Here is a 24,729-nt window from a genome sequence, read left to right on the forward strand (position 1 = left end):
TAATCTGTGAATTCTAGGAGCTTAATTCTACATAATCAATGCTTATTGGTTTTTTATGCGCTCTCATCCTAAAGACCCCTTTGTTTATAATGGCTTTTTACAATAATGTACTGACACTTCTCATTTATTAGGACAGAGAAAGGTGAGGTACTGTACCAAAAGCAAACTCCGTCTATGTTAGCGGTTAAACACCCGATCACGATATGTGAGTACTTTACGCTCAAAAAATGTATAAACAATAAATGCGGAAAAAAATACGCTGAGAGTAAATATAAACCAAATAATCAGGTGTGAACTCAACCCCACAGGTTGTGGAAATAGACGGTGAATTAGGAATAGTACTGGCAAATTTGTTAAATAAGCTGCATAAGACCAGCGGGCAATTCTAGATGAGCAGTAAGTTACATATTTGTTAACAGGTAAATTTATCCCTAAGATTATCAAACTAATGCAGCTTATGTTAGCTATGTTGAAAAAGAATATTTTCAGAAATCTATTTTCGTCCATTACTGTATCTGGTTGCGCGGCGATATAAATAACTAATGGAAACAATAGAATGCCTAAACTACAGACCTTTATTAACAGGTTTCTCAATTGCATTGACTCATGATAGGCCCAAGCTGCCAAAACGCCGAACATGAGGGAGTCGACCCTAAATAAAGCCGTTGACCTTATCTCATTAAAGGTCATAGTCGTTGTTGCGGCATTGATTCTTAGGGCTAACGGAATGATAAATAAAATAAGAAGGGTGAGCCCCAATGATTTTTTAAAATCACCGGTAATTTTAAGGAGTACACCAAGGAGTATCGGTGTCAGAAAATAAAATATCTCCTCAATGGCTAAACTCCATGCCTCGCCAAAGAAGCTTGGGTGAGGAGTGAGCAGGCTTTGGGTAAATGTAATATACCGTATCAATTGAGGAAAGACATCGGGCCTTATATTATTTAAGATTAGTAAGTTAATGATTAGAAAAAGCAAGTAGCTAGGGTATGTTCTTAACCATCGACGAGCCCAAAACAGGGTAATCCAGCCCATTGGTGTGGTAGCATTTCTTGTTTTATCTATGAGTATGCGACCTATTAAAAAACCAGACAAAACAAAAAATAGCTCCACGCCTAAAAAACCGCCAAACTTGAGTGTCTGCGCATGTGGAATCACTGGAGTAAGGAAGGTTCTACCGTGGGAGAATACAACCAGTAATATTGCCATAGAACGGCAAACGTCCAGCCAGGGATTCATTTTATTTGACATTGGTTGATTCTTGCTCACTCAAATGATTAACCGGTTTCTTATAGTATAAATCCAACTCATCCACCGTACGATAGCGATGTACATGAAGCATCATTGTTACATAAATGAGTCGTTTTTTCAGTTAAGTTATGTGTTCATGCATCGGTACAGAAATTGTTCCATGTGATAAATGGCATGATCTATGTATATGACATAATGAAATTCACACCCATGATTTGATACCGATACTGTCTTGCCATTTGAAAATGTTAAGATAATGTAATATGTTGGTGTCATGTAGAACAAAATGAGGTGCAATTATGGGCTTTTGGAGAATCGTATTTACCATCATCCTGCCGCCACTGGGTGTATTGCTTGATAAAGGCATCGGCGGGGCGTTTATCCTCAATATCATCTTAACCTTATTGGGCTACTTCCCAGGGTTGATCCACGCATTCTGGATCCAGACGAAGCAATAACTGTCTAATTTCCCGGTGTTTTCAATGGAAATGCATCCGTGAATGTCGTGTAGCACAATAGGCCCTGGCGTTTGTACATGTCGGGGTTTTTTATTTTATGGAACCCTAATGGATGTTGAGGCCATAGACAAACAGCCATGAAAACAGCATGGCCAAAAGGCCTGCGATAAAAAGGATAGAGATCATTTCCTTCATGTAAAACTTCCCTTTCGATTTTGGTGGAATTACTTCTTATTGTTTTTACATGAGATTTTAGATCGTAATGGGTATAAATCCTAGTTTTAATGTCAGCGAAGGAGTGCTTTGCCGCCAGACCAGCCCTAAGTATTGGAGACTTTCCCTTGGATATTCCTGTATTAGTCAGCGGTAGATTGGTATTACGCCCATTGGAGCGTGCCGATGCTGGAGATATTCAGCGTTTGTTTCCACGATGGGAAATCGTACGTCATATGACATGCCAAATACCCTGGCCATACCCTGATGGTGCCGCGCTTGAATTTATCAATCATGTGGCATTACCGGCGATGGCGGCAGGGACTGGCTGGTTTTGGTCTATCCGGCGCCAAGAGGATGAACGGCATTTGATCGGTGTGATTAACCTGAGTCTTGACGGTGGCAGCAACCGGGGTTTCTGGCTTGCCCAAGAATGGCAACGTCAGGGATTGATGACGGAAGCCAGTCAGATCGTGACAGATTACTGGTTCAATGTGCTGGAGCAAACTGTGTTGAGGGTGCCCAAGGCAAAGGATAACCTGGCGTCACGATCTATTTCTATGCAGAGCGGTATGCGTGTGGTCGCAACAAAAGAAAATGACTATGTGGGTGGCCGCATGCTTACGGAAATCTGGGAAATAACCCGTACCGAATGGAGTGCGAGGAGGGATGCCCCATAAGTTAACTATTCGGAGCTATTGCTGAAAACGATAGGTGTGCACTATATACAACAGGGCATATAAGGCGTTTTGATTCAGGGCAGAGGATGCTGAGAGGATCACAGCACTCAATGAACGAGTTTGACGTAGCGCCTCCACGTTAAAGAGGGAATCAGTAATGAAGACAAAACCCACAGTTGTCCTGGTTCATGGATTTTGGGGCGGTGCAGCGCACTGGAGCAACGTCATTACCGAATTGTCGCGTAAGGGATATGACTCCATTCACGCCGTAGAACTGCCGCTGACATCGTTGGCTGATGATGCTGAACGCACGCGTAAGATGGTCGCACAGCAGGGCGGCCCGGTGCTCTTGGTCGGACATTCTTATGGCGGTGCAGTTATTAGTGAAATGGGTAATCTACCGAACGTCGTCGGGTTGGTGTATATCGCCGCGTTTGCACCGGACGCGGGTGAAAGCGCGGGTGGAATTACGCAAGAACATCCTCCCGTTGCGGCAGTGAACCTAATGCCGGACAGTGACGGTTATTTATGGATCAAAGCGGATAAATTTCACGAAAGCTTCTGTCAGGATCTTGCTGCCGATGAAGCTCTGGTGATGGCTGTGACGCAAAAGGCGCCGTTGGCCAGTACCTTCGGTAATGCTATTACTGAGCCTGCGTGGAAGCACAAACCATCATGGTATCAAATCTCCCGTAATGACCGGATGATTGCGCCAGAGAATCAACAGCGAATGTCAGCGCGGTTAAAAGCGAAAAAAGTCATTACCTTGAATGCCAGTCATGCCTCTCTCGCTTCGCACCCTCAGGAAGTGGCGGCTTTAATTGATGAAGCAGCGAAGGCTTCGTAAAGGTTGTTCGCTTCAAGGCCCCACTGCCGTGGGGTTTTTCATTTATAGAGATTGACTGCTTAAATAATTTCTCTCCAGCTGCATCCAAAAGCATCTCCTCGTACGTATATCAGAATGTGAGGCAAAAGTTTACCTCCCTTACCTTCGAGGAAATGGTCATGAAAAAGCTTATTACTGGCGTTTTATGTGCATCAGTCTTGTTCAGCGGTGTGTCTGCTGCTGCCATGATGGGTGATCAGGTTATGGTCGGTGGTGCAGCCATGTATCCGAGTAAAAATATCATCGAAAATGCGGTTAACTCCAAAGACCATTCAACCCTGGTGGCTGCGGTTAAGGCTGCTGGGTTAGTGGATACTCTGCAGGGGAAAGGGCCATTTACTGTCTTTGCGCCCACCAATGCTGCCTTTGCCAAATTACCGGCGGGTACCGTCGATAATTTACTGAAGCCGGAAAACAAGGCGTTGCTCACCAGCGTGCTGACCTATCACGTCGTAGCAGGCAGGTATGACATGAAACAACTGGAGAAAAAAATCCATGACGGCAAGGGAACAGCAGAATTGAAAACGGTGAATGGGCAACCTTTGTGGATCATGAACAATGGGCCACACAATATTCAGCTTAAAGATGGAAAGGGTAATATTGCGAATATCAGCACCTATGATGTGTTCCAGAATAATGGGGTGATCGATGTTATTGATACCGTCCTGATGCCTAAATAAATTGGGTCTATACTTGGTGCGGGCGGCCTGAGCGACAGCCCCCGCACCTTAATCAGGATGGGACATGACTGAACCCTTACCAGAACATGATGTGGCGATGATGAAAGCCATTGGACGTGGCGATCGCCAGGCTTTTGAACAACTCTATCGCCAAACGTCACCGCGTTTGTATGCCGTTGCCTTGCGTATCCTCAGGCGGCAATCTTGGGCAGAAGACGTGCTGCATGAGAGCTTCATCAGCGTATGGAATCGGGCAGCCAGTTACGATCCGCTGCTCAGTTCTCCACTGACCTGGTTGACACACATTGTGCGCAACCGCGCTATTGACTGGTTACGAAGTGCGGGCGGAAAGGCGGCAGAACGCGAGGATGAGCTGGTTGATTTTGATGGTGACGGTGACAGTTTCGCTGAACCAGCCGAGGCGTTGGAACGCTCGCAAGAGGGAGAAAAGCTCACGGCGTGTCTGGATCATTTGCCCACCGATCAACGACAAAGTATCGTGCTTGCATATTATCAGGGAATGTCGCACGGTGAAGTTTCCGTTTATCTTCAACAACCGCTTGGCACGGTTAAAAGCTGGATCCGCCGAGCTCTCGACCATCTAAAAGACTGCGTGGGATTATGAAAAACCGGGGGGAGTATGACTCAGCCCTGGCTGCGGAGTATGCGTTAGGCACGCTGCGCGGCCCGGCGAGATTCAAACTGGAACAGCGAATTCGCCACGAGCCAGAGCTGGCCGCATTGGTGGCACGTTGGCAGCAGTTATTAGCGCCTCTTGATCACGCGTTGATCCCGATAACGCCGCCGGAACGGGTATGGAAGAAAATCCAACTTAGCCTGCCACCGCTGTCACGCCAACGCCAGTGGCGCTGGGATTATCTCGCCTGGGCACTCGCCGCGGGTTTGGCCGCGGTGGTGCTGGTGCCGCGTTTTATCGCACAACCGCCGGAGTTTACCCCTGCGTTGGTGCTGAGTAGTGGGCAACGCGGTAGCGAGCAGTGGATTGTCAGTCTCGACAAAGCGGTAAAACATCTGCAACTCACCCCAGTTAATCCACAACAAATTGCTGCGACAAACAGTCTGCAACTGTGGGCGATACCCGTCGGGGAAAAACCGGTGTCGCTTGGTGTGGTTGCGGCGAGAGACGTGACCAGGCTGACTTTGGATCAGCTTCAGTTGTCCAAAGGAATGACCATCGCCATCAGCCTGGAACCTGCGGGTGGATCCCCCACTGGACAGCCTACAGGGCCAGTTCTGTATGCTGGGCAGCTCGTTTCACTGTAGTGACTTATGGGCCGTTGCGGTGGTCATTGCGCAAGCGGATTAAACCGGCTTACTGTGTTCAGCCGCGTGCATTGCCAGATAAGCCTGAATGTTGTGGTCTCTGATCCCCAGCGTCGCTAAAATTTCTGCCATAAAGCTGACGGGGGCACTCCCCGGCGCTGTCACAATACGTTGATCGGTCACGGCATAAGGCACGTCTTGATAGTGCGCACCTCCCCGATAGTCCGGTACTGATGACAGGTTTTCTGCCGAATTAGAGGTATGACGGCAGTTATCAAGCACGCCCGCCTGTGCCAGTACCCGGGTTCCGTCGCAAATGCCTGCGACAACGATATTCTTGCTGTATGCCTCAGCCACCAGGCCATTAATATCAGGCGCTTCTTTTGTCTGCCATGCCGTACCACCGCAAATGATTAACAAATCAATGTCGTCCAACCGGATGGCTTCGATCGACAATTGCGGCGTCACAAACATACCGCTGGAAGAGATGACCGGGTCACCATTTGGGGCCGCAAAGCGGATATCAAAACCATAATAACCGCGGCAAGTTGAGTTGATTAAAGCCGTTTCCCAATCGGAAAAGTTGTCAGTAATAACGGTGATAGCGCGTTTCATTGGTGCGTCTTTCCCTGCATTTGTTGGCGTGGAGCGAGGCGTTACCCCACGCAGGAGTACCCAGCTTAAAGGCTGCCACTGCCAATTTCTGTCAGTAGGGTTTGTGACGTGCTATCTCATTGTCTTGCCAAGGCTGATATCAAAAAAATCCCGCACAGCGGCGGGATTAAGGGATGATAGCGACAAACTGGATTCTATTCTGATTTTGGTGTGGTGTGTGTCCAGATGGCGACAGTACCGCAGCTAAATTTCAGCGACAAGGGGAAAAGACGAAATGACGCAGGTATCAGAATATCCTCAACAAAATTGCGACGCATTTATCCCGCCAAGATCACGGAATGTTCGCAGAGAAGAGGATTGTGGGGCTGTAGGATAAGCGTCAGGCTTGGTGCCTTATCGTCGTTTAGGCTTGGTGCTGAAAGAACGTGCTTATCCTGCAAAAAAACAGCCGGCTAATGAGATTAGCCGGCTGCGATTCACAATGTTAATTACACGGTCTGCTTGTGGAATAGCTCGCGGAATACGGGGTAGATATCATCCGGTTCGCGGATATGCTGCATGGCAAAGTTGTCGAATTTCGCCTGCAAGTCTTCATACTCCCGCCACAGCGTCTGGTGGGCGCGACGCGTGATTTCGATGTAGCTGTAATAACGCACCATGGGCAGCAGTTGTTTTGCCAACAACTCATGACACAACGGTGAGTCATCGGCCCAGTTGTCACCATCTGACGCCTGTGCAGCATAGATGTTCCATTGCGCAGGATCGTAACGCTCTTCAACCACTTCGTTCATCAGTTTCAGCGCGCTGGAAACGATAGTCCCACCGGTTTCTTGCGAATAGAAGAACTCCTGTTCATCCACTTCTTTTGCCTGAGTATGGTGACGGATATAGACGACATCTACGTTTTTATAGGTTCTGCTCAGGAATAAATAGAGCAGGATATAGAAACGCTTAGCCATGTCCTTGGTGGCCTGGTCCATTGAGCCGGAAACGTCCATCAGGCAGAACATGACTGCCTGGCTTGAAGGTTCCGGTCTGCGCTCATAGTTTTTGTAACGCAAATCAAACGTATCAATAAAGGGCACGCTTTCGATTTTTTTGCGTAATTCAGCAATTTCTTTGCGCAGCCTTTCCTCTTCCAGCAGTTGCACCGGTTCGGTGTTTTCCATCTGGGTGAGTTCGTCCTCCAACGCATGTAACGCGCGTCGTTTGCCGGCGGTCATCGCAGTACGTCGCGCCAGCGAATTTTGTAGCGAACGGACCACGCTAATATTGGCCGGTACGCCGTTGGCGGTGTAACCAGCCCGATGGGTTTTGTATTCTGTAAGCTGCTTATACTGGTTCTTTTTCAGATTCGGCAGCGCCAGATCCTCAAACAGCAGGTCAAGATATTCGTCCTTGGAAATTTGGAAGACGAATTCGTCCTCGCCTTCACCGTCTTGGCTGGCGTTACCTTGACCGCTGCCACCGCCCCCGCCACCCTGAGGGCGTTCGACACGGTCATTCTGCACGAAATGATCGTTACCTGGATGAACGCGATGGCGTGTGCCACCGCGACCCTGATGAAACATTGGTTCGTTGATATCACCAGTGGGGATCGAGATGGATTCTCCACTGTTTACGTCGGTGACCGAACGCTTGTTGATGGCTTCGGCAATCGACTGTTTGATTTGCGACTTATAACGGCGCAAGAAACGTTGGCGGTTAACCATGCTCTTGTTTTTGCCATTAAGCCGTCGGTCAATAAAATACGCCATACATCCCCCAAACGACGTTGCCAACTTGCTATGCCATCTCCATGACGCCAATTCTCATTATATCCGCCATACTTGAGGCTGTATTTTGGTTGGTTTCCCGGCTTACCCCAGGCCACGTACTCTTTGTACGCACCCGGGGAAAGGCTCAGTTGCCGTCGATACAACCGCCAACGACTTTGGATATAGTCGTTATGAAGACTTCCTGACCCGCAGATACCATTCACACAACAGACGCACTTGTTTGCGGGTGTAGCCTTTTTCCATCATACGGTCGACGAAGTCGTCGTGTTTCTTCTGCTCATCCGTTGAGGTTTTAGCGTTAAACGAAATCACTGGCAGTAACTCTTCGGTGTTCGAGAACATTTTCTTCTCGATCACGGTACGCAGCTTCTCATAGCTGGTCCAGTTAGGGTTACGACCGCTATTATTAGCCCGGGCACGCAGCACGAAGTTGACTATTTCGTTGCGGAAGTCTTTCGGATTACTGATGCCAGCGGGTTTTTCGATTTTCTCCAGTTCAGCATTCAGGGACTCGCGATCGAACAGTTGCCCAGTATCCGGATCACGGTACTCCTGATCCTGGATCCAGAAATCTGCATAGGTCACGTAGCGGTCGAAAATGTTCTGGCCGTATTCCGAGTAGGATTCCAGATAGGCCGTTTGGATCTCTTTACCGATAAACTCGGCGTATTTCGGGATCAGATAGCCTTTCAGATGTTCCAGGTATTTCTCCGACAAATCCTGTGGGAATTGCTCGCGTTCGATCTGCTGTTCCAGTACGTAGAACAGGTGTACCGGGTTAGCAGCGACCTCAGCGTGATCAAAGTTGAACACCCTTGAGAGGATTTTAAATGCAAAACGGGTGGACAGGCCGTTCATGCCTTCATCAACCCCCGCATAGTCGCGGTATTCCTGATACGACTTGGCTTTCGGATCGGTATCCTTGAGGCTTTCGCCATCATAGACGCGCATCTTAGAGTAGATGCTCGAGTTTTCAGGCTCTTTCATGCGTGAAAGCACGGTAAAGCGAGCCAGCGTTTCCAGTGTGCCAGGGGCGCATGGGGCATGGGTCAGTTCGCTGTGATCCAGCAGTTTGTCGTAGATTTTTATCTCTTCCGACACCCGCAGGCAGTACGGGACCTTAACGATATAAACACGGTCCAGGAATGCCTCGTTGTTTTTGTTGTTACGGAAGGTCACCCATTCGGATTCGTTGGAGTGGGCCAGAATAATGCCGCTGAACGGCAGGGCAGAAATCCCCTCGGTACCGTTGTAGTTACCTTCCTGGGTGGCAGTCAGCAGAGGGTGCAGCACCTTGATCGGTGCCTTGAACATCTCTACGAACTCCATGATCCCTTGGTTGGCACGGCAAAGGGCGCCGGAATAGCCATAGGCATCCGGATCGTTCTGCGCGTGGTTTTCCAGCTTGCGGATATCCACTTTACCTACCAGCGCAGAAATATCCTGGTTGTTCTCATCACCCGGTTCTGTTTTGGCGATGGCGATCTGTTCCAGGATGGAAGGGCGCACTTTCACCACTTTGAATTTGGTGATGTCTCCGCCAAATTCATGCAGGCGTTTAGCCGCCCACGGGGACATGATGGTACCGAGATAGCGATTAGGAATGTTATATTCTTTTTCCAGAATATTGGCATCTTCCTGCGGATTGAACAGGCACAGCGGATGATCGTTGACCGGGCTGCGTTCGCCGTTGGCACTCAGTGTGTAAATCGGTACGAGTTGCATCAGCGCCTTCAGGCGTTCCGCCAACGATGATTTCCCGCCGCCCACAGGGCCCAACAGGTAAAGAATTTGTTTTTTCTCTTCGAGGCCCTGCGCGGCATGCTTCAGATAAGAGACTATCTGTTCGATAGCTTCTTCCATGCCGTAGAACTCTTCGAATGCCGGGTAGCGTGCGATCACGCGGTTGGAGAACAGGCGAGACATGCGCGACTCAAGCGCGGTGTCGACCATAACTGGTTCACCGATAGCCATCAGCAGACGTTCGGCCGCATTGGCATATGCACTGCGATCTTGCCGGCAAATGGTAAGAAAGTCCTGCAGTGTGAACTCTTCGTCCTTGGCAGCTTCGTAGCGCTGGCGATAGTGGTCAAATATGTTCATGGCGATGCCCGTCCTTTCGTTATTAGCACAGGTTAAAGGGAGCTAGTGATAGTCTTGTGGCCCCCGAAAGAAGAAGTTATCCCTGAGTACAGCAACCCGTATGCCAACTTGGTGCGCTTATAATCGCGAGTTGCGCTGTATTGCCACTGGCTCAGGATTCATTCACCTTCTGATTTAAGCTTAGTTTGCATACCGGAAAATTTCCTGCGTCATAAAAAGCTTTTTTTAAGTCATATCAATGACTCAGTTATTACAGGCGTATCAAATGCCTTGTCTGGCGCGGCCTGCGGCAAAAAACGTCACTGTTCTGCCATGATTAATTCATATTTCTGTTCTAAGTTATTCGATCTTAGTCGTTTTCCATTGTAAAGATTCAGCGCGTAACGAATTTTTCACATAAACTATGTCCGCAATTAACTCTGTTATTTATGGAAAAAGAACCAGTGAAGATTTTTCAACTCAAAACGCTAGCAATTATCGCTTCCGCAATGGTTTGTGCGCAAAGTGTTCAGGCAGGAACTTGGTCACTCGGTGCTTCCGCACTGGTTAGTCCGGACCCGTATCGTGGTTATCAGGACCGCGTGTACCCGGTACCCGTTATTAATTATGAAGGTGACGACTTCTACTTCCGGACGCTGACTGCCGGTTATTACCTGTGGAAAGATCAGGAAAATCAACTGAGCCTGATGGGCTACTACTCGCCGTTGGGTTACCGCCCAGGTGACAGCGACGACGATCGCATGAAGCAGTTGAACAAACGTCGCGGCACGCTGATGGCCGGCCTGGCTTATTCGCATTTTGCCGAGTGGGGCATCCTGCGGACGACGTTGACAGGTGATACGCTGAATTACAGCAACGGTATCGTCGGTGACCTGGCCTATCTGTACAAATTTGATCTGGACGCCTTTACCTTGGTACCCGGAGTGGGTGTGATGTGGAGCAGCAAAAACCAGAACAAATACTACTTTGGCGTGAGTGAAGACGAGTCTCGCCGCAGTGGTCTTGACAGCTACACGCCGAGCGATAGCTGGGCACCTTATGTTGAGCTGAGCGCTAACTACAAGATCAACAAGGATTGGGATGCCTTCTTTGTCGGTCGCTATGTCAAACTGTCTGACGAAGTGAAAGATAGCCCAATGGTGGATAAATCTTACACCGGGCTGTTGATGACAGGCGTGAAATACAGCTTCTAATCCAGCTGCGCACAAATAGTGTGCAACACGTGCATCAAAAAGGGGCGTTTACGCCCCTTTTGCACACTCTTGGTGCGGTAACGGAAGGCGGTCTTATTGACCGCACTAAGAAAGACTACGCGTTGCTACGAATGCGGAAGGTCACAGCCAAACGTGCCGGTTGTTCACCTGCAGCCACCAGAGGCTTGCTGACGCGACCTGTTTCCACGCAAACCATGGTTTTATAACCGTCGTTTGGCATATCTGCCATGCTGCAAGACAATTCCACCCCTGGATTCCAGGCAATCACATCACTCATATGGTGATGATGAACCTCAATGGTGCGCCGCAGCGATGCGTCCTTAATCAGACTGTAAGCATCTGGCTTGGTGTAAACCCGGTCAGTTTGCCCCACGAAGGTCACATCGCCCACCTGGCGTGCTTCTGAACCGCCAGCGACCTTATCGATATAAGGTTCACCGAGACCGGCAACGTTAACTTGTGCAATATCACCGATCTGGAAATACGTGTGCAGCGCAGCGGTTGCTTGATAGTCACCATGTGACTCCAGTTCTATCTCGCATTCTTCACCCAGCTTAAAGCGAGCAATCAGCGTAAAGGCATGGGGCCACAGGCTACGAGTTTGCTCATTGTCTTTCAGCGTGAATGTCAGTATGACGCCGTTCTCGTCTTCGTCATGCGCCGTCAGGCTCCACGGCTGATTGCGGGCGAAGCCGTGAGAGGGTTTTGCCACCGGGCCAAACCAGGGCCAGCAAATAGGCACGCCACCGCGGATGGCATTGCCTTTTTTAAACGGCGTGTTGTTGCTCAGCCAAATAGCCGGTTTTTCACCGCTAGGTTGCCAGGCCAACAGATGTGCGCCTTGCAACGAGATTGCTGCGCGTACTTTGGGGTGGGAAACGACCACCACAGGCAGTTCGTCGAGCTGACGTTGGCTGATGTAAGGTGAAATTTGTTCGGTAACGGGTAGGGTGAAAATCTTTTCGTTCATCAGATTGCCTTTTGTTCGCCGTAGAAACAAAAAAGGGCGACACAAATGTCGCCCTCATCATCACTTAACATCAATCCATTATTTGGAGATCTGAGCGATCAGATCCAGAACCTTGTTGGAATAGCCAGTTTCGTTGTCGTACCAAGAAACCAGTTTCACGAAGGTGTCGCTCAGTGCGATACCGGCTTTGGCATCGAATACGGAAGTCAGAGTTTCACCGTTGAAATCGGTAGAAACTACTTCGTCTTCGGTGTAACCCAGAACGCCTTTCAGCTCGCCTTCAGAAGCCGCTTTGATAGCAGCACAGATTTCTTTGTAAGACGCTGGTTTTGCCAGACGAGCAGTCAGGTCAACCACAGACACGTTCGGAGTTGGAACGCGGAACGCCATACCGGTCAGTTTGCCGTTCAGTTCTGGGATAACTTTACCTACAGCTTTAGCTGCACCGGTAGAAGAAGGGATGATGTTCTGGGATGCGCCGCGGCCGCCGCGCCAGTCTTTGTGAGACGGGCCATCAACAGTTTTCTGAGTTGCGGTAGTTGCATGCACAGTGGTCATCAGCGCTTCAACGATGCCAAACTTGTCGTTGATAACTTTAGCCAGTGGTGCCAGGCAGTTGGTGGTACAAGAAGCGTTAGAAACGATTTCCTGACCTGCGTAGGATTTGTGGTTCACACCCATAACGAACATTGGAGTGTCGTCTTTGGATGGGCCAGTCAGAACAACTTTCTTAGCGCCTGCAGCGATGTGTTTACGTGCAGTTTCGTCAGTCAGGAACAGGCCAGTTGCTTCAGCAACGACGTCAACGTTGACTTCGTTCCACTTCAGGTTAGCCGGATCTCTTTCTGAGGTACAACGGATGGTTTTGCCGTTAACAACCAGGTGGCCGTCTTTAACTTCTACAGTGCCGTTGAAGCGGCCGTGAGTAGAGTCATATTTCAGCATGTAAGCCATGTACTCTGCGTCTAACAGGTCGTTGATTGCAACGATTTCGATGTCAGAACGTTCTTGAGCAGCACGAAAAACAATGCGACCGATACGGCCAAAACCGTTGATACCTACTTTGATAGTCATATATTCCACCAGCTATTTGTTAGTGAATAAAAGGTTGCTTGTAAAATTACAAAAACCTTACCAAGCGTCAAGCGGAATCGTGTCAATTCTTGCTGCAAATCAAACCTGAGACGTTGGTTTGAGTGCTTATTGCACATTCCGTTTGCGTTCGGCCTCATCCGTTATATGGGGTCAAACCGCCAAGTATAAAGTCAGTCCGTTTAAGATGTGTGATCGGCATCACATATTGCCGTGACATGGCCTTTATGGCCTACAGTTTAGGCCAAAAATCGCTGCAGTGTTGTTAATTTTTTGTTATTATTACTCATTGTTTTCGTTGACATTATCCACATTCAGAGAATCGCACAAATGGCTAAAGAGACAACCCCTGACCATCCGGGCACGGAACTGAATGAAATCCAACGTTATGTGACGCAAGAGCGTGGTACCGAGGCTCCGTATTCCGGTAAATTACTGCACAACAAACGCGAGGGCGTGTACCATTGTCTGTGCTGTAACCAACCGCTGTTCTACTCCGACAGCAAGTATGACTCCGGTTGTGGCTGGCCAAGCTTCTATGAGCCAGTATCTGACGATGCTATTCGTTATCTTGATGATAATACACACAATATGCACCGTGTTGAAATTCGCTGTGGTCACTGCGACGCACATTTAGGGCATGTTTTCCCGGATGGCCCGCAACCGACCGGCGAGCGTTTTTGCGTTAATTCCGCGTCGCTGAGCTTTACTGACGGCGAGAACGGCGAAAAAACGGCAGGCTAACGATTATTCCGTTAGAAAAATCGATTCAGCTAATTATTCTTCCACGAGTGAGGAAATGCTCTGATGGACGTGAAAGACTTGATTGCCGCCATGACGCCGGAAATCTATCAACGCCTGGTATTGGCTGTTGAGTTAGGTAAATGGCCGGATGGCGTCGCGTTGACCCCGGAACAAAAAGAAAATAGCCTGCAGGCGGTGATGCTGTGGCAGTCATTGCACAATACGGATCCTCAGCATATGAGCATCGGCACTGATGGCCAGATAGTGATGAAGAGTAAGCAAGAACTGAAACAGCAGTTCATTGCTGAACCGCTGGTGAAGTTAAAACCACAGTGAATCTGACAACGGGGCGATGCTGCCATCGCCCCGTTGATTTAGCGTTTCCCGTTGTTAATCCCCAATGATTCCGCCAATTGATGCGCCAACCGGTTATTGTCATCCGCGCCGTATTCCCAGAACATGGCGCCACCGAGTCCTTTGCTTTTGATGTAGTCCGCTTTGAGCTCAACCGAGCGTGGGTTCTCATACGAAATGGCAAACAGCGGCTTGCCTTCGGCAGATTTCATCGTCAGATAAGGTACCTGAGCGTCGCTGTCCCAATGGGCGGTGAAGCGCCGCTGCGGATCGTTTAACAGTTTGCTGACGATATCGTTGTATTTAAAGTAACTGTCCTTGGTGAGGTCCAATCCCATGGATTTGAACACGGCAGTTTCACGTGCAGTGAAATAGGGCTGGGTGACAGGGTTTTTAGCTGCGTCTGGTTTGTCCCAATCTATACCCGGTTCGGTCGCCCGTTTTGGCACCCGGCCATAGAAACCAATCCCCAGGTTTAATTGCGCGGGCTTCAACCCTGCTGCCAAATAGTTATCCACGACAAAATTGGCGCTGTAACGATCGGCAGCCGCGACGGTTGGCCACTGTTTGGAATCATACAGGTTGGCGTTGAAGTATTGAGTGCCGTACGCCATGTCATAGGTCATCAGGTTGATATAGTCGAGATAGGGTGCAATGCCCTTAACATCGACCCACTCTTGTGGGCTTTTCACATTGGCGCCGACGGCGATGGTCAGCAATTTGCCGTTATCCAGCGCCTTACGCAGCTCCCCTAACAACAGGGTAAAATTAGCGCGATCCGCCGGCTGGCTTTCGACCAGTCCCCAGGCACCGTTAACCGGGTATTCCCAGTCGAGATCGATGCCGTCCAGTTGGTACTGTTTAATGATCTGTTGCACCGAACGGATAAAAACGGCGCGGCTTTCAGGTGTTGCTGCGGCACCGGAGAACCCGCGGGCGCCCCAGCCACCAACGGACAGCAGCACTTTCAGTTCAGGGTTTTGCTTACGCAGAACGGGCAGCAATTGCAGATCGGCCATCACCTTGGGTGACAGATAAATTTGGTGCAGACGAGCAGGGTCTTTTAGTGCCGGGTGGGTTTCCTGCTTCTCGTCGTTATAGATCAGGCCGAAAGAGTAATTGAGGTGGGTGATTTGTGTGACGTCCAGCTTATTGATATCGCCGCCAGGGCCGGCGGTAACGTCACCCCCACCGTTGAAATAACCAACGGACAGATAAGAGGCCGCGTGAGCCATGCTGGTTCCAGCCATACCAAGCTGTACCGCTACCAGCAAAGGCAGCAGTTTACGGGTTAAAGCCATGTAATCTCCTTTGGTCGACAAGGCCGACCGAAACCGCCTGAGGCGGTAACATAAAGCCGGGCTCAAAGGGCCCCGGATGCGTATAACTCATTGATGCAATGCATCAGTGGTCATAACAGCAAAAGCGCTGGATACGAACAAGATGTAATCACATGAGAATGGTTGGAATGTGAGCGGCGTCGAGGTTTCTAGCGGAGTGGAGATGGGCGTGTTTCACGCCCGTTTATATCATTGTGCAATAAACTGTGACAGCGTCACGATTTGAGCGCCAGCCTGTTGCATGGCCTGAAGGGCTTTCTGGCTGTCGTCTGGCTGCAAATTGACACCGCGGCAACCGTCGATAATTACCGATGTTTGATACCCCAGCGCTAATGCATCCAGTACGCTAAATTTCACACAGTAGTCAGTTGCTAATCCCATGATGGCAAGGTGAGTGACATTCTGTGCTTTCAACCACGCGTCCAGTTCAGTGTGTGAACGGTGGCCGTTGTCGAAAAAAGCACTGTAGCTGTCGATATCTGTACTTTGGCCTTTGCGGAACACGGTGCTGATGCGCTGCTGCTCTAGCTGTGGGTGAAACTCGGCACCCTGGCTTTGCTGCACGCAGTGCACCGGCCACCAGACCTGAGGTAAACCGTCGAGCTCACCCAGGGTTCCCACCTCTGCATTGGCGTTGACCGCGAAGCTACGATGATTGGCGGGGTGCCAATCCTGGCTGGCGATCACTGGCTCACCGCGTGCGCTACAGGCCATCATGGCCTGATTGGCGACCGTGATCACGGCATCGCCTTCTGTCACCGCCAGTGCGCCGTCGGGACAAAAGTCGTTTTGCAAATCAATAAGCAACAGGGCTGTTTTCATTTCTACTCCGTGGTGCGGAATGGTTAACCACTAATGCTCAGCTCACCACGCAGATCCTGCTGCATCTGGCTGCGGATTTGTTCCGGTGTTAGTGGTTGGCTCAGCAGATAATGCAGTTTGGTCAAGGCAGCCTCAACGGTCATGTCGAACCCACTGATGACCCCGGCATGGGCCAAGGCATTACCGGTGGCATAACCTTCCATGTTTACCCGCCCGGAGATGCACTGCGTCAGGTTCACTACCACGATGCCGCGTTCAGACGCATCGCGCAGCTCATCAACCAACTCTGCTTTTTGTGGTGCGTTACCCACGCCGTAAGAGCGAAGTATCAATGCCTTCACCGGTTGCAGCAGGAAGTTGCGCACTACGGCGCCGGAAATCCCTGGGTAAATCGTCACTACGCCGATCGGCTGGGGTGTGATGTCATGTACTTTGAGGTCACCGTTGCAGGCCGGGCTATCGATGCCGTTTTGGCGACGAATATGGATACCGGCTTCCAATAATGGCGGCAGGTTGGGCGAGGCAAAGGCATCGAAACCGTCTGCATGTGCTTTGGTCGTGCGGTTGCCCCGAAAGAGCTTGTTGTTGAAGAACAGGCTGACTTCATTTACCGGGTGGTTAGCCGCCAGATAAAGCGCGTTCAAAAGATTGGTTTGGCCATCTGAACGCAGTTCCGCCAGCGGGATTTGGGAGCCGGTCACAATCACCGGCTTGGCCAGGTTTTCCAACATGAACGACAGGGCCGATGCGGTGAAGGCCATGGTGTCGGTGCCGTGCAGGATGACGAAGCCATCATAACGGTCGTAATTCATTTTGATGTCATCGGCGATATGCTGCCAGTCTTCAGGCGTCATGTCGGAGGAGTCTATCAGCGGCGCGTATTCATGAATGGTGAAGTCCGGCATTTCAGGCCGGTGGAATTCTGGCATCAGGGCCAGTTGGCGCTGTAGGTGGCCGGAAACCGGGATGTAGCCATGTTCAGAACGTTGCATGCCGATGGTGCCACCGGTGTAGGCGACGTAAATCGATTTCTTTTGCATAGTCTTGGTTTTAACAGAAATTAGATGGGCTGAATTATAGGGGGATAAGCGCAGAAAAAAAGCCCGGCGGGTGCCGGGCTGAGGATTAATTTGTTAGCGGACTTCTCCGCAGGTCAAACAGATAGCATAGCGATTTTGCGGATCGTTCAGATTATTGAACAAACCTGGTTGTTCTTTGACTGCCATGGCGACTGACGCCAGCGGGGCGGGTAGCATTGACTGGATAGCCGCCGGCAGCATGGCGTGAATAGACACACCAAACTGGCTGAGGACCATATCGGTCAGGCTTGGGGTATCAACAAACCAGTTAAGCTGCCACTGTTTCAATTGCGCCAACTCGGCGGCTTTCTTCACTGCGTCGTCGAAGTCGCCCAACTGATCGACCAGGCCATTGGCCTTGGCATCGCTGCCCAGCCACACGTGACCCTGAGCAATCTGATCAACCTGCTGAGGTGTCATTTTGCGGGACTTGGCGACCAGATCGATAAAGTTTTGATAACCTTTTTCGATGTTCAATTGCATCATCTGCGAGAACTCAGGCGGCAGCGCCTTGGTGACGGCCAGATCGGCCAGCGGGGAGGTTGCCACGCCGTCGGTATGTACGCCGATGCTGTCCAACGTCTGCTCGTAGGTGTTAATCACCCCGAAGATGCCAATGGAGCCGGTGAGGGTGCTCGGACTGGCGATGATGTAGTCCGCCGGTGTAGAGACCCAATAGCCGCCTGAGGCTGCCATGCCGCCCATAGAGACCACGACAGGTTTGCCAGCGGCACGCACAGCAGCCAATTCGGAACGAATAACTTCAGACGCACTGACACTGCCACCTGGGCTATTGACGCGGAAAATCACGGCTTTGATTGCCGGATCCAGTCGTGCCTGACGCAGTTCTGCGGCGGTGGTATCGCCCCCAACGGAGCCCGGGGTTTGTGGGCCATCCATGATTGCGCCATTGGCAAAGATCACGGCAATTTTGCCGCCCTGATCTGGCGTAGGCTTCGGCTGATAGTCATAGATGCTGGTGGCGTTGAAATCATTCGCCTGTTTGTCCCAACCGAAGGTCTTGATCAGTTGATTTTCGATGACGGTTCGTGATGCCAGTTCATCAACCAGTTTGTTGTCCAGCGCATACTTGGCGGTGTCCCCCCCGGCAGCCTGCAATCCACTTAATACGCCCGCAGCGCCTGGGAACAGCTGTTGCGCCGTGATCTGACGGTTAGCCGCTACTGTCTCCAGATAGTTTTGCCATAGGCCACCAATCCACCGGCTGTCAGCTTCTCGAGCTGCCGGTGACATGTCATCACGGATCAAAGGCTCAACGGCGGATTTATACGTCCCAACGCGGAAGATGTTGGTTGTGACCTTGAGTTTTTCCAGCAACGACTTGTAGTAAAGGTTGTTGGTTGCAAAACCGTGCAGATCGACCGCACCCTGCGGCGACAGGTAAACTTTGTTGGCGTAGCTGGCCAGATAATATTGTGTCTGGTTATAGCTGTCACCGATGGCAAAAATCGGTTTGCCGCTGTCACGGAACTCACGCAGCGCTTTGCCAATGTACTGCAGCGAAGGCTGATCGGCGCCGGCAAAGTCATTCAACTGCAATACCATGCCGGTAATGTTTTTATCGTCTTTGGCTTTACGGATGCTATCAACCACGTCAAACAGGGAGTTTTCCTGCAGGCGGTTGCTTGAGGCGCCCAGCAGTTCGCGGCCCCATTGGCGCACTTTATTGTTCATTGAGGGTTGGTCAACGACCACGCCGCTCAGATCCACCAGTAATGCCCCGCGAGTAGGGACTGTTGTCGTGGTTGAGCTTTGGAACGACAAATAAATGCCCACCCCCACCAAGATCAGTAACACCAGGAACAGATTGAGGATAAGTTCCCTGATAAAGTTCAGCAGACGCCATGTCCACCTAAAAACGCCGGCAATGATTTGCCACAATGTGCGCATGTGCTCTCCAACAAGAGTCGAGAATGTTCCGCTATCCTAATGAGCGGGCGAGGAAATGTCAGCTTTAAATCGTGGGTCACAGAGGGTAATGCCGAGACTGTCACTCGCTGTTTAGCTATGTTAACGTGATCGTAATGAAAATTGTTATCAGGAGTTTACGATGGATGCACTGGATCTTTTACTGAATCGCCGTTCTGCGTCGCGCCTTGCGGCCCCTGCGCCTGCCGGTGAGGTTCGTCAGAATATCATCAACGCGGGCCTGCGGGCGCCTGACCACGGTGCTTTGCAACCCTGGCGTTTTGTGATGATCGAAGACCAGGGGCTGGAGCGCTTTAGCCAATTGTTACAAGCTGCTGCAAAACAGGATGAAATGGATGATGCGGCCATAGAGAAAGCGACTAAGGCACCGTTCCGCGCTCCGCTGATCATTACCGTGGTAGCGTATTGTACCGAAGAAACCAAGGTTCCGCGTTGGGAGCAGGTTGTTTCCGCCGGTTGTGCGGTCCAGGCCATGCAAATGGCCGCATTGGCCCAAGGTTTTAACGGTATCTGGCGCACCGGTGCCTGGACTGAACATCCTTTGGTTCGTGACGCCTTTGGTTGCCGCGAACAGGACGAAATTGTCGGTTTCCTGTATTTAGGCACTCCTCAGCTAAAAGCGTCCACCAAAGTGGTCGCCCCAGACAGCACCCCGTTCGTCAGCTATTTCTGAGCCCCGTCCGGACTGCGGAAAAAATGCACTAAATCCCGCCATTCTGTGTTGTTTCTGAGCAGGCTGTTCGGTTATCGACAACCTGCTCTTACCAATCCCGTCGGCAAGCGCTACCCTATGATATCTTGAATGCCGTTAACCGAAGGGAGTGGTATATGTCATCGCCAGCGATCCGTTTAACCCAGTACAGCCATGGCGCTGGCTGTGGTTGTAAAATCTCACCGAAAGTTCTCGAAACTATTCTGCACAGTGAGCGGGAGAAATTTGTCGATCCGAGTTTGTTGGTTGGCAATGAAACTCGTGACGATGCAGCGGTGTATGACATTGGTAACGGTGTCGGCATTATCAGCACCACCGACTTTTTTATGCCAATCGTCGATAGCCCGTTTGATTTTGGCCGTATCGCCGCGACGAATGCGATCAGCGACGTCTATGCTATGGGCGGGAAACCCATCATGGCGATTGCTATTCTTGGCTGGCCGATTGCTACGCTGCCGCCGGAAGTGGCACAACAGGTGATCGACGGTGGGCGTTATGCTTGCCAACAGGCGGGTATTGCGCTGGCTGGCGGCCATTCTATTGATGCCCCTGAGCCCATTTTTGGCCTGGCGGTCACCGGTATAGTGAATACTGAACGGGTGAAAAAAAACAGTGCCGCTCAAGCGGGATCCAAACTATTCCTGACCAAGCCGCTGGGCATTGGCGTGCTGACCACGGCCGAGAAGAAAAGCAAACTGCGTCCTGAACATGCAGGTTTGGCAACCGAAGTGATGTGCCAGTTGAACAAACCCGGCGCGGATTTTGCCGACGTTGAGGGTGTGACGGCGATGACGGATGTCACCGGTTTCGGCCTGCTGGGCCACCTGAGCGAGGTTTGCCAGGGCTCTGGCCTGCAGGCGACGGTATGGTTTGATCACGTGCCGAAGTTGCCGGATATCGAGCATTATATTGCCGAAGGGTGCGTGCCGGGGGGCACGGGGCGTAACTTTGACAGTTACGGCCATCTGGTCGGTGAAATGACCGATTTGCAACGACAGCTACTGTGCGATCCGCAAACCTCTGGTGGTTTGTTATTGGCTGTGCTGCCCGAGGCAGAACAGCAGGTGTTGGCCATTGCCGAACGTCATGGCATTCAACTCCAGGCAATTGGTGAACTGCATGCGGCAGTGCCGGCTAAGCCGTTGATAGAGGTCGTGTAGTGTCCGTAACGCCAGTGCGGGTGGATACCCAAGACTATCGCCGTATTTTTTTGCACGATATCCCGCTGATAGATGTGCGCGCGCCCGTTGAGTTTCAGCAGGGCGCGTTCGCCAATGCAATCAATCTGCCGCTAATGAACGATGAAGAACGGCAGGCGGTTGGCACCTGTTACAAGCAGCAGGGGCAGCAGGCTGCAATTGCATTGGGCTACCGCCTGGTTAACGGCAGGCTACGTGAGCAACGGACAGCAGCATGGGTAGCACAATGCGCTCAACGGCCAGAAGGATATATTTACTGTTTCCGGGGCGGTTTGCGTTCACAGTTGGTGCAGCAGTGGCTGCGTGAGGTCGGTGTTGACTACCCACGCATTATCGGTGGTTACAAAGCATTGCGGCATTTCTTGCTCACCACGTTGGAACAGAGCGCCGAATTACCGATGGTGTTAATCGGCGGCAATACCGGCAGCGGTAAAACGCAGTTAATCAATGAACTGGCCGATGGGGTCGATCTGGAAGGGGCTGCTCATCACCGCGGTTCATCTTTTGGCCGAACGCTCGTGGATCAAAGCGCTCAGATTGATTTTGAGAATCGTCTGGCTGTGTTGTTGCTGAAAAAACAGCATGGTGGCTGCCGCCGTTGGGTGCTGGAAGATGAAGGGCGTATTATTGGCAGCAATAATGTGCCATTACCCATCTTCAACCGCATGCAGCAAGCCCCAGTGGCGGTGATAGACGATCCCTTTGACGTGCGATTGGCACGGTTGCAGCACGAATACATTGACCGTATGCGCCTCGAATTTGAACAGGCTTACGGCCCAGAGTTGGGCTGGCAGAAATACGTTGAGTATCTGCATCACGGCCTGTTTGCCATTCGCCGCCGCTTGGGAATGGAACGTTTCCAACTGCTGACACAGCGCCTGGAATGGGCATTACAGTGCCAGCATGCCAGCGGGAATAGTGACGGGCATCAGGAGTGGCTGGTGTCTCTGTTGCAGCACTACTACGATCCGATGTATCACTATCAATTGGAAAAAAAATCCCAACGAATTGTGTTCCGCGGGAATTATGCTGAAGTAAGAGATTTCCTGATGACGTACAGCCAGAATAACGGTGAATAATGCGACTGTTTATTGCCGAAAAACCGAGTTTGGCGCGCGCCATTGCCGACGTTCTTCCTAAGCCACATCGCCGTGGCGATGGATTTATCGCTTGCGGTAACAACGATGTGGTCACCTGGTGCGTGGGCCATTTATTAGAACAAGCGCAACCGGATGCCTATGACAGCCGTTATGCGCGTTGGTCGCTGGCGGATCTGCCGATTATTCCTGAGAAGTGGCAATTGCAGCCACGGCCTTCGGTGAGCAAACAGCTTAATGCCATTAAAAAGCTGTTACAGGACGCCGATGAAGTCGTGCATGCTGGTGACCCCGATCGCGAGGGCCAATTGCTGGTGGACGAAGTGCTGGACTATTTGTCACTGACGCCGGAAAAACGTCAAAGTGTCCGCCGTTGCCTGATTAACGATCTCAACCCGCAAGCGGTAGAGCGCGCGATTGAACGGCTGCGTGATAACCGCGACTTTATCCCTCTATGCGTTTCCGCATTGGCTCGCTCGCGTGCTGATTGGCTGTATGGCATCAATATGACCCGTGCCTACACTATTCTGGGACGCAATGCCGGTTATGATGGCGTGTTGTCTGTTGGCCGCGTGCAAACGCCGGTACTGGGGCTAGTGGTACGGCGTGATGAAGAGATTGAAAACTTTGTGTCGAAAGACTTCTTCGAAGTTAAAGCGCACATAGTGACGCCAAAAGAGGAGCGCTTTGTCGCTCTCTGGCAACCCAGTGAATCCTGTGAGCCTTATCAGGATGAAGAGGGGCGCTTGCTGCACCGGCCATTGGCAGAGCACGTGCTCAAACGTATTGAAGGCCAGCCGGCGCTGGTTACGTCCTATAATGATAAACGGGAATCAGATACTGCGCCGTTGCCATTTTCTCTGTCGACCTTACAAATTGAAGCCTCCAAGCGCTTTAACCTGAGCGCCCAGCAGGTGCTGGATGTGTGTCAGCGTTTGTATGAAACCCATAAGTTGATCACCTACCCACGTTCCGATTGTCGTTATCTCCCGGAAGAGCATTTCGCTGGACGTCATTCTGTCTTAAATGCCATCAGCGTTCATCAACCCGATCTTTACCCACAGCCGGTGATCGACAGCGATCGCCGTAACCGTTGTTGGGACGACAAGAAGGTGGATGCTCACCATGCCATTATTCCTACCGCTCGTGCCAGTAAAGTGAATCTCAGTCAGGATGAAATGAACGTTTACGGGTTGGTTGCGCGTCAATATTTGATGCAATTCTGCCCGGACGCCATGTTCCGCAAGTGCGTGATTGAGCTGGATATCGCTGGGGGCAAGTTTATTGCCAAAGCCCGTTTTCTGGCAGAGGCCGGGTGGCGGACCCTGTTGGGCAGTAAAGAGCGTGATGAAGAAAACGAAGGCGCACCATTGCCGGTGGTGGCGAAAGATGACGAACTCTTGTGTGAACGCGGTGAGGTGGTTGAGCGTCAGACCCAGCCACCAAGGCCGTTCACCGACGCCAGCCTGCTTTCCGCCATGACGGGTATTGCGCGCTTTGTTCAGGATAAAGCGCTAAAGAAAATCCTGCGAGCGACCGATGGTTTAGGAACCGAGGCCACGCGTGCGGGAATCATTGAGTTACTGTTCAAGCGTGCGTTTTTGTATAAGAAGGGGCGTTATATTCATTCTAGCGAAACGGGTCGAGCCTTGATCCATTCGTTACCGGATATTGCCGCCCGCCCCGATATGACGGCTAATTGGGAGGCGACACTGACGCAAATCAGTGAGAAATCCTGTCGCTATCAGGACTTTATGCAACCTCTGGTAGGTACTTTGCAGGATCTGATTTATCAGGCCAAGCAGAGCCGGGCGAGTATGGCGTTTCGCGGGTTGCCGCCGTCACCTTCCTCCGGGGCGAAGAAACGTAAAAAAAGCGCTGGTAAGGCGCGGGAGAAAAGTGAATGAATCACAGGTTAGTGATGCTGGCGACGGGCATACTGCTATTTTCTGCCGCAGCGACGGCCCATCGTGGTGATGTGGATGTTGTTGTGCCGGTATCACCGGAAATCTGGGGCACGGCGAAGAGCGCCGCGGCTCAGCCGGCTGCGCAACCCTGCAGCCGCTGTTGCATTTATCAGAATCAAAACTATTCGGAAGGGGCGATTCTCAAGGTGGAAGGAGAAGCGCTACAGTGCATTCGTGATCCCAACGTGGTTGGCACCAATCCCCTGATCTGGGTGCGTTTGAAAAAGTGACGCGGTAACCT

24 protein-coding genes are annotated in these 24,729 nt (G+C 51.0%); 14 read left to right on the top strand and 10 right to left on the bottom strand.

Going from position 1 to position 24,729, the window contains the following annotated elements:
- Window positions 1–177 precede the first annotated feature (177 nt).
- Window positions 178–1,251, bottom strand: a complete 1,074-nt coding sequence (locus tag ACI2J2_RS03715) for an acyltransferase family protein (protein ID WP_404759428.1) — start codon at window positions 1,249–1,251, stop codon at window positions 178–180.
- Window positions 1,252–1,550: 299 nt separating this feature from the next.
- On the opposite strand from ACI2J2_RS03715, the gene ACI2J2_RS03720 reads away from it, so the two are divergent.
- From ACI2J2_RS03720 to ACI2J2_RS03745, 6 genes are all read left to right on the top strand, one after another.
- Window positions 1,551–1,709 carry a YqaE/Pmp3 family membrane protein gene (locus ACI2J2_RS03720; protein ID WP_037419737.1) on the top strand — a complete coding sequence of 53 codons (159 nt, stop codon included), beginning with the start codon at window positions 1,551–1,553 and terminating at the stop codon, window positions 1,707–1,709.
- A 341-nt stretch (window positions 1,710–2,050) separates the two neighbouring features.
- On the top strand, window positions 2,051–2,602 hold the full coding sequence (locus ACI2J2_RS03725; RefSeq protein ID WP_404759429.1) for a GNAT family N-acetyltransferase: 552 nt from the start codon (window positions 2,051–2,053) through the stop codon (window positions 2,600–2,602).
- Between the two features lie 157 nt (window positions 2,603–2,759).
- Complete coding sequence (locus ACI2J2_RS03730; RefSeq protein ID WP_404759430.1) at window positions 2,760–3,449, top strand: alpha/beta hydrolase; 690 nt, start codon at window positions 2,760–2,762, stop codon at window positions 3,447–3,449.
- Window positions 3,450–3,607: 158 nt separating this feature from the next.
- Window positions 3,608–4,168, top strand: a complete 561-nt coding sequence (locus ACI2J2_RS03735; RefSeq protein ID WP_209633935.1) for a fasciclin domain-containing protein — start codon at window positions 3,608–3,610, stop codon at window positions 4,166–4,168.
- A gap of 64 nt (window positions 4,169–4,232) precedes the next feature.
- On the top strand, window positions 4,233–4,793 hold the full coding sequence (locus ACI2J2_RS03740; protein WP_404759431.1) for an RNA polymerase sigma factor: 561 nt from the start codon (window positions 4,233–4,235) through the stop codon (window positions 4,791–4,793).
- Window positions 4,790–5,452, top strand: coding sequence for an anti-sigma factor domain-containing protein (locus tag ACI2J2_RS03745; protein WP_404759432.1), 663 nt, complete (start codon window positions 4,790–4,792; stop codon window positions 5,450–5,452). Before ACI2J2_RS03740 ends, ACI2J2_RS03745 begins: the two co-directional genes overlap by 4 nt.
- Window positions 5,453–5,491: 39 nt before the next feature.
- Here ACI2J2_RS03745 and ACI2J2_RS03750 read toward each other — a convergent pair whose 3' ends face one another.
- The 3 genes from ACI2J2_RS03750 to yeaG all read right to left on the bottom strand — a co-directional run bounded on the left by ACI2J2_RS03750 (window position 5,492) and on the right by yeaG (window position 9,948).
- On the bottom strand, window positions 5,492–6,067 hold the full coding sequence (locus tag ACI2J2_RS03750) for a type 1 glutamine amidotransferase family protein (RefSeq protein ID WP_404759433.1): 576 nt from the start codon (window positions 6,065–6,067) through the stop codon (window positions 5,492–5,494).
- A gap of 488 nt (window positions 6,068–6,555) precedes the next feature.
- Window positions 6,556–7,824, bottom strand: a complete 1,269-nt coding sequence (locus ACI2J2_RS03755; RefSeq protein WP_265553588.1) for a YeaH/YhbH family protein — start codon at window positions 7,822–7,824, stop codon at window positions 6,556–6,558.
- Between the two features lie 189 nt (window positions 7,825–8,013).
- Entirely contained in the window at window positions 8,014–9,948 is a 1,935-nt protein-coding gene (gene yeaG / locus ACI2J2_RS03760) for a protein kinase YeaG (protein ID WP_209633930.1), read from the bottom strand.
- A gap of 428 nt (window positions 9,949–10,376) precedes the next feature.
- On the opposite strand from yeaG, the gene ACI2J2_RS03765 reads away from it, so the two are divergent.
- Complete coding sequence (locus ACI2J2_RS03765) at window positions 10,377–11,141, top strand: MipA/OmpV family protein (protein ID WP_265553586.1); 765 nt, start codon at window positions 10,377–10,379, stop codon at window positions 11,139–11,141.
- A 115-nt stretch (window positions 11,142–11,256) separates the two neighbouring features.
- On the opposite strand, the gene ACI2J2_RS03770 is transcribed toward ACI2J2_RS03765, so the two are convergent.
- Both ACI2J2_RS03770 and gapA read right to left on the bottom strand, forming a co-directional pair.
- Entirely contained in the window at window positions 11,257–12,132 is an 876-nt protein-coding gene (locus ACI2J2_RS03770) for a D-hexose-6-phosphate mutarotase (RefSeq protein ID WP_209633927.1), read from the bottom strand.
- Between the two features lie 78 nt (window positions 12,133–12,210).
- Complete coding sequence (gene gapA / locus ACI2J2_RS03775) at window positions 12,211–13,206, bottom strand: glyceraldehyde-3-phosphate dehydrogenase (protein ID WP_404759434.1); 996 nt, start codon at window positions 13,204–13,206, stop codon at window positions 12,211–12,213.
- Between the two features lie 348 nt (window positions 13,207–13,554).
- Here gapA and msrB point away from each other — a divergent pair, with 348 nt between their 5' ends.
- Window positions 13,555–13,968 carry a peptide-methionine (R)-S-oxide reductase MsrB gene (gene msrB / locus ACI2J2_RS03780; protein WP_037419703.1) on the top strand — a complete coding sequence of 138 codons (414 nt, stop codon included), beginning with the start codon at window positions 13,555–13,557 and terminating at the stop codon, window positions 13,966–13,968.
- A gap of 63 nt (window positions 13,969–14,031) precedes the next feature.
- Window positions 14,032–14,304 carry a YeaC family protein gene (locus ACI2J2_RS03785; RefSeq protein WP_037419701.1) on the top strand — a complete coding sequence of 91 codons (273 nt, stop codon included), beginning with the start codon at window positions 14,032–14,034 and terminating at the stop codon, window positions 14,302–14,304.
- Between the two features lie 38 nt (window positions 14,305–14,342).
- Here ACI2J2_RS03785 and ACI2J2_RS03790 read toward each other — a convergent pair whose 3' ends face one another.
- The 4 genes from ACI2J2_RS03790 to sppA form a co-directional block, all read right to left on the bottom strand.
- Window positions 14,343–15,623, bottom strand: a complete 1,281-nt coding sequence (locus ACI2J2_RS03790) for a glycoside hydrolase family 18 protein (RefSeq protein WP_209633925.1) — start codon at window positions 15,621–15,623, stop codon at window positions 14,343–14,345.
- 228 nt (window positions 15,624–15,851) lie between these two features.
- Window positions 15,852–16,484: a bifunctional nicotinamidase/pyrazinamidase gene (pncA, locus tag ACI2J2_RS03795; RefSeq protein WP_404759435.1), complete on the bottom strand. Its 633-nt coding sequence runs from the start codon at window positions 16,482–16,484 to the stop codon at window positions 15,852–15,854.
- Window positions 16,485–16,507: 23 nt separating this feature from the next.
- A complete protein-coding gene (ansA, locus tag ACI2J2_RS03800) occupies window positions 16,508–17,524 on the bottom strand; it encodes an asparaginase (RefSeq protein WP_209633921.1) in 1,017 nt (338 codons plus the stop codon).
- Between the two features lie 93 nt (window positions 17,525–17,617).
- Window positions 17,618–19,474, bottom strand: coding sequence for a signal peptide peptidase SppA (gene sppA, locus ACI2J2_RS03805; protein WP_404759436.1), 1,857 nt, complete (start codon window positions 19,472–19,474; stop codon window positions 17,618–17,620).
- Window positions 19,475–19,634: 160 nt separating this feature from the next.
- On the opposite strand from sppA, the gene ACI2J2_RS03810 reads away from it, so the two are divergent.
- The 5 genes from ACI2J2_RS03810 (at window position 19,635) to ACI2J2_RS03830 (ending at window position 24,718) form a co-directional block, all read left to right on the top strand.
- Window positions 19,635–20,186, top strand: a complete 552-nt coding sequence (locus tag ACI2J2_RS03810) for an NAD(P)H nitroreductase (RefSeq protein ID WP_404759437.1) — start codon at window positions 19,635–19,637, stop codon at window positions 20,184–20,186.
- Window positions 20,187–20,341: 155 nt separating this feature from the next.
- On the top strand, window positions 20,342–21,385 hold the full coding sequence (selD, locus tag ACI2J2_RS03815; RefSeq protein WP_209633913.1) for a selenide, water dikinase SelD: 1,044 nt from the start codon (window positions 20,342–20,344) through the stop codon (window positions 21,383–21,385).
- Complete coding sequence (gene mnmH / locus ACI2J2_RS03820) at window positions 21,385–22,503, top strand: tRNA 2-selenouridine(34) synthase MnmH (protein WP_404759438.1); 1,119 nt, start codon at window positions 21,385–21,387, stop codon at window positions 22,501–22,503. Before selD ends, mnmH begins: the two co-directional genes overlap by 1 nt.
- Window positions 22,503–24,428, top strand: coding sequence for a DNA topoisomerase III (locus ACI2J2_RS03825; RefSeq protein WP_209633909.1), 1,926 nt, complete (start codon window positions 22,503–22,505; stop codon window positions 24,426–24,428). The genes mnmH and ACI2J2_RS03825 overlap by 1 nt, the downstream gene beginning before the upstream one ends.
- A complete protein-coding gene (locus tag ACI2J2_RS03830) occupies window positions 24,425–24,718 on the top strand; it encodes a DUF1496 domain-containing protein (protein ID WP_209633907.1) in 294 nt (97 codons plus the stop codon). Before ACI2J2_RS03825 ends, ACI2J2_RS03830 begins: the two co-directional genes overlap by 4 nt.
- Window positions 24,719–24,729 lie beyond the last annotated feature (11 nt).

The organism is Serratia sp. NPDC087055, from assembly GCF_044900985.1.
Classification (GTDB): Bacteria; Pseudomonadota; Gammaproteobacteria; order Enterobacterales; family Enterobacteriaceae; genus Serratia.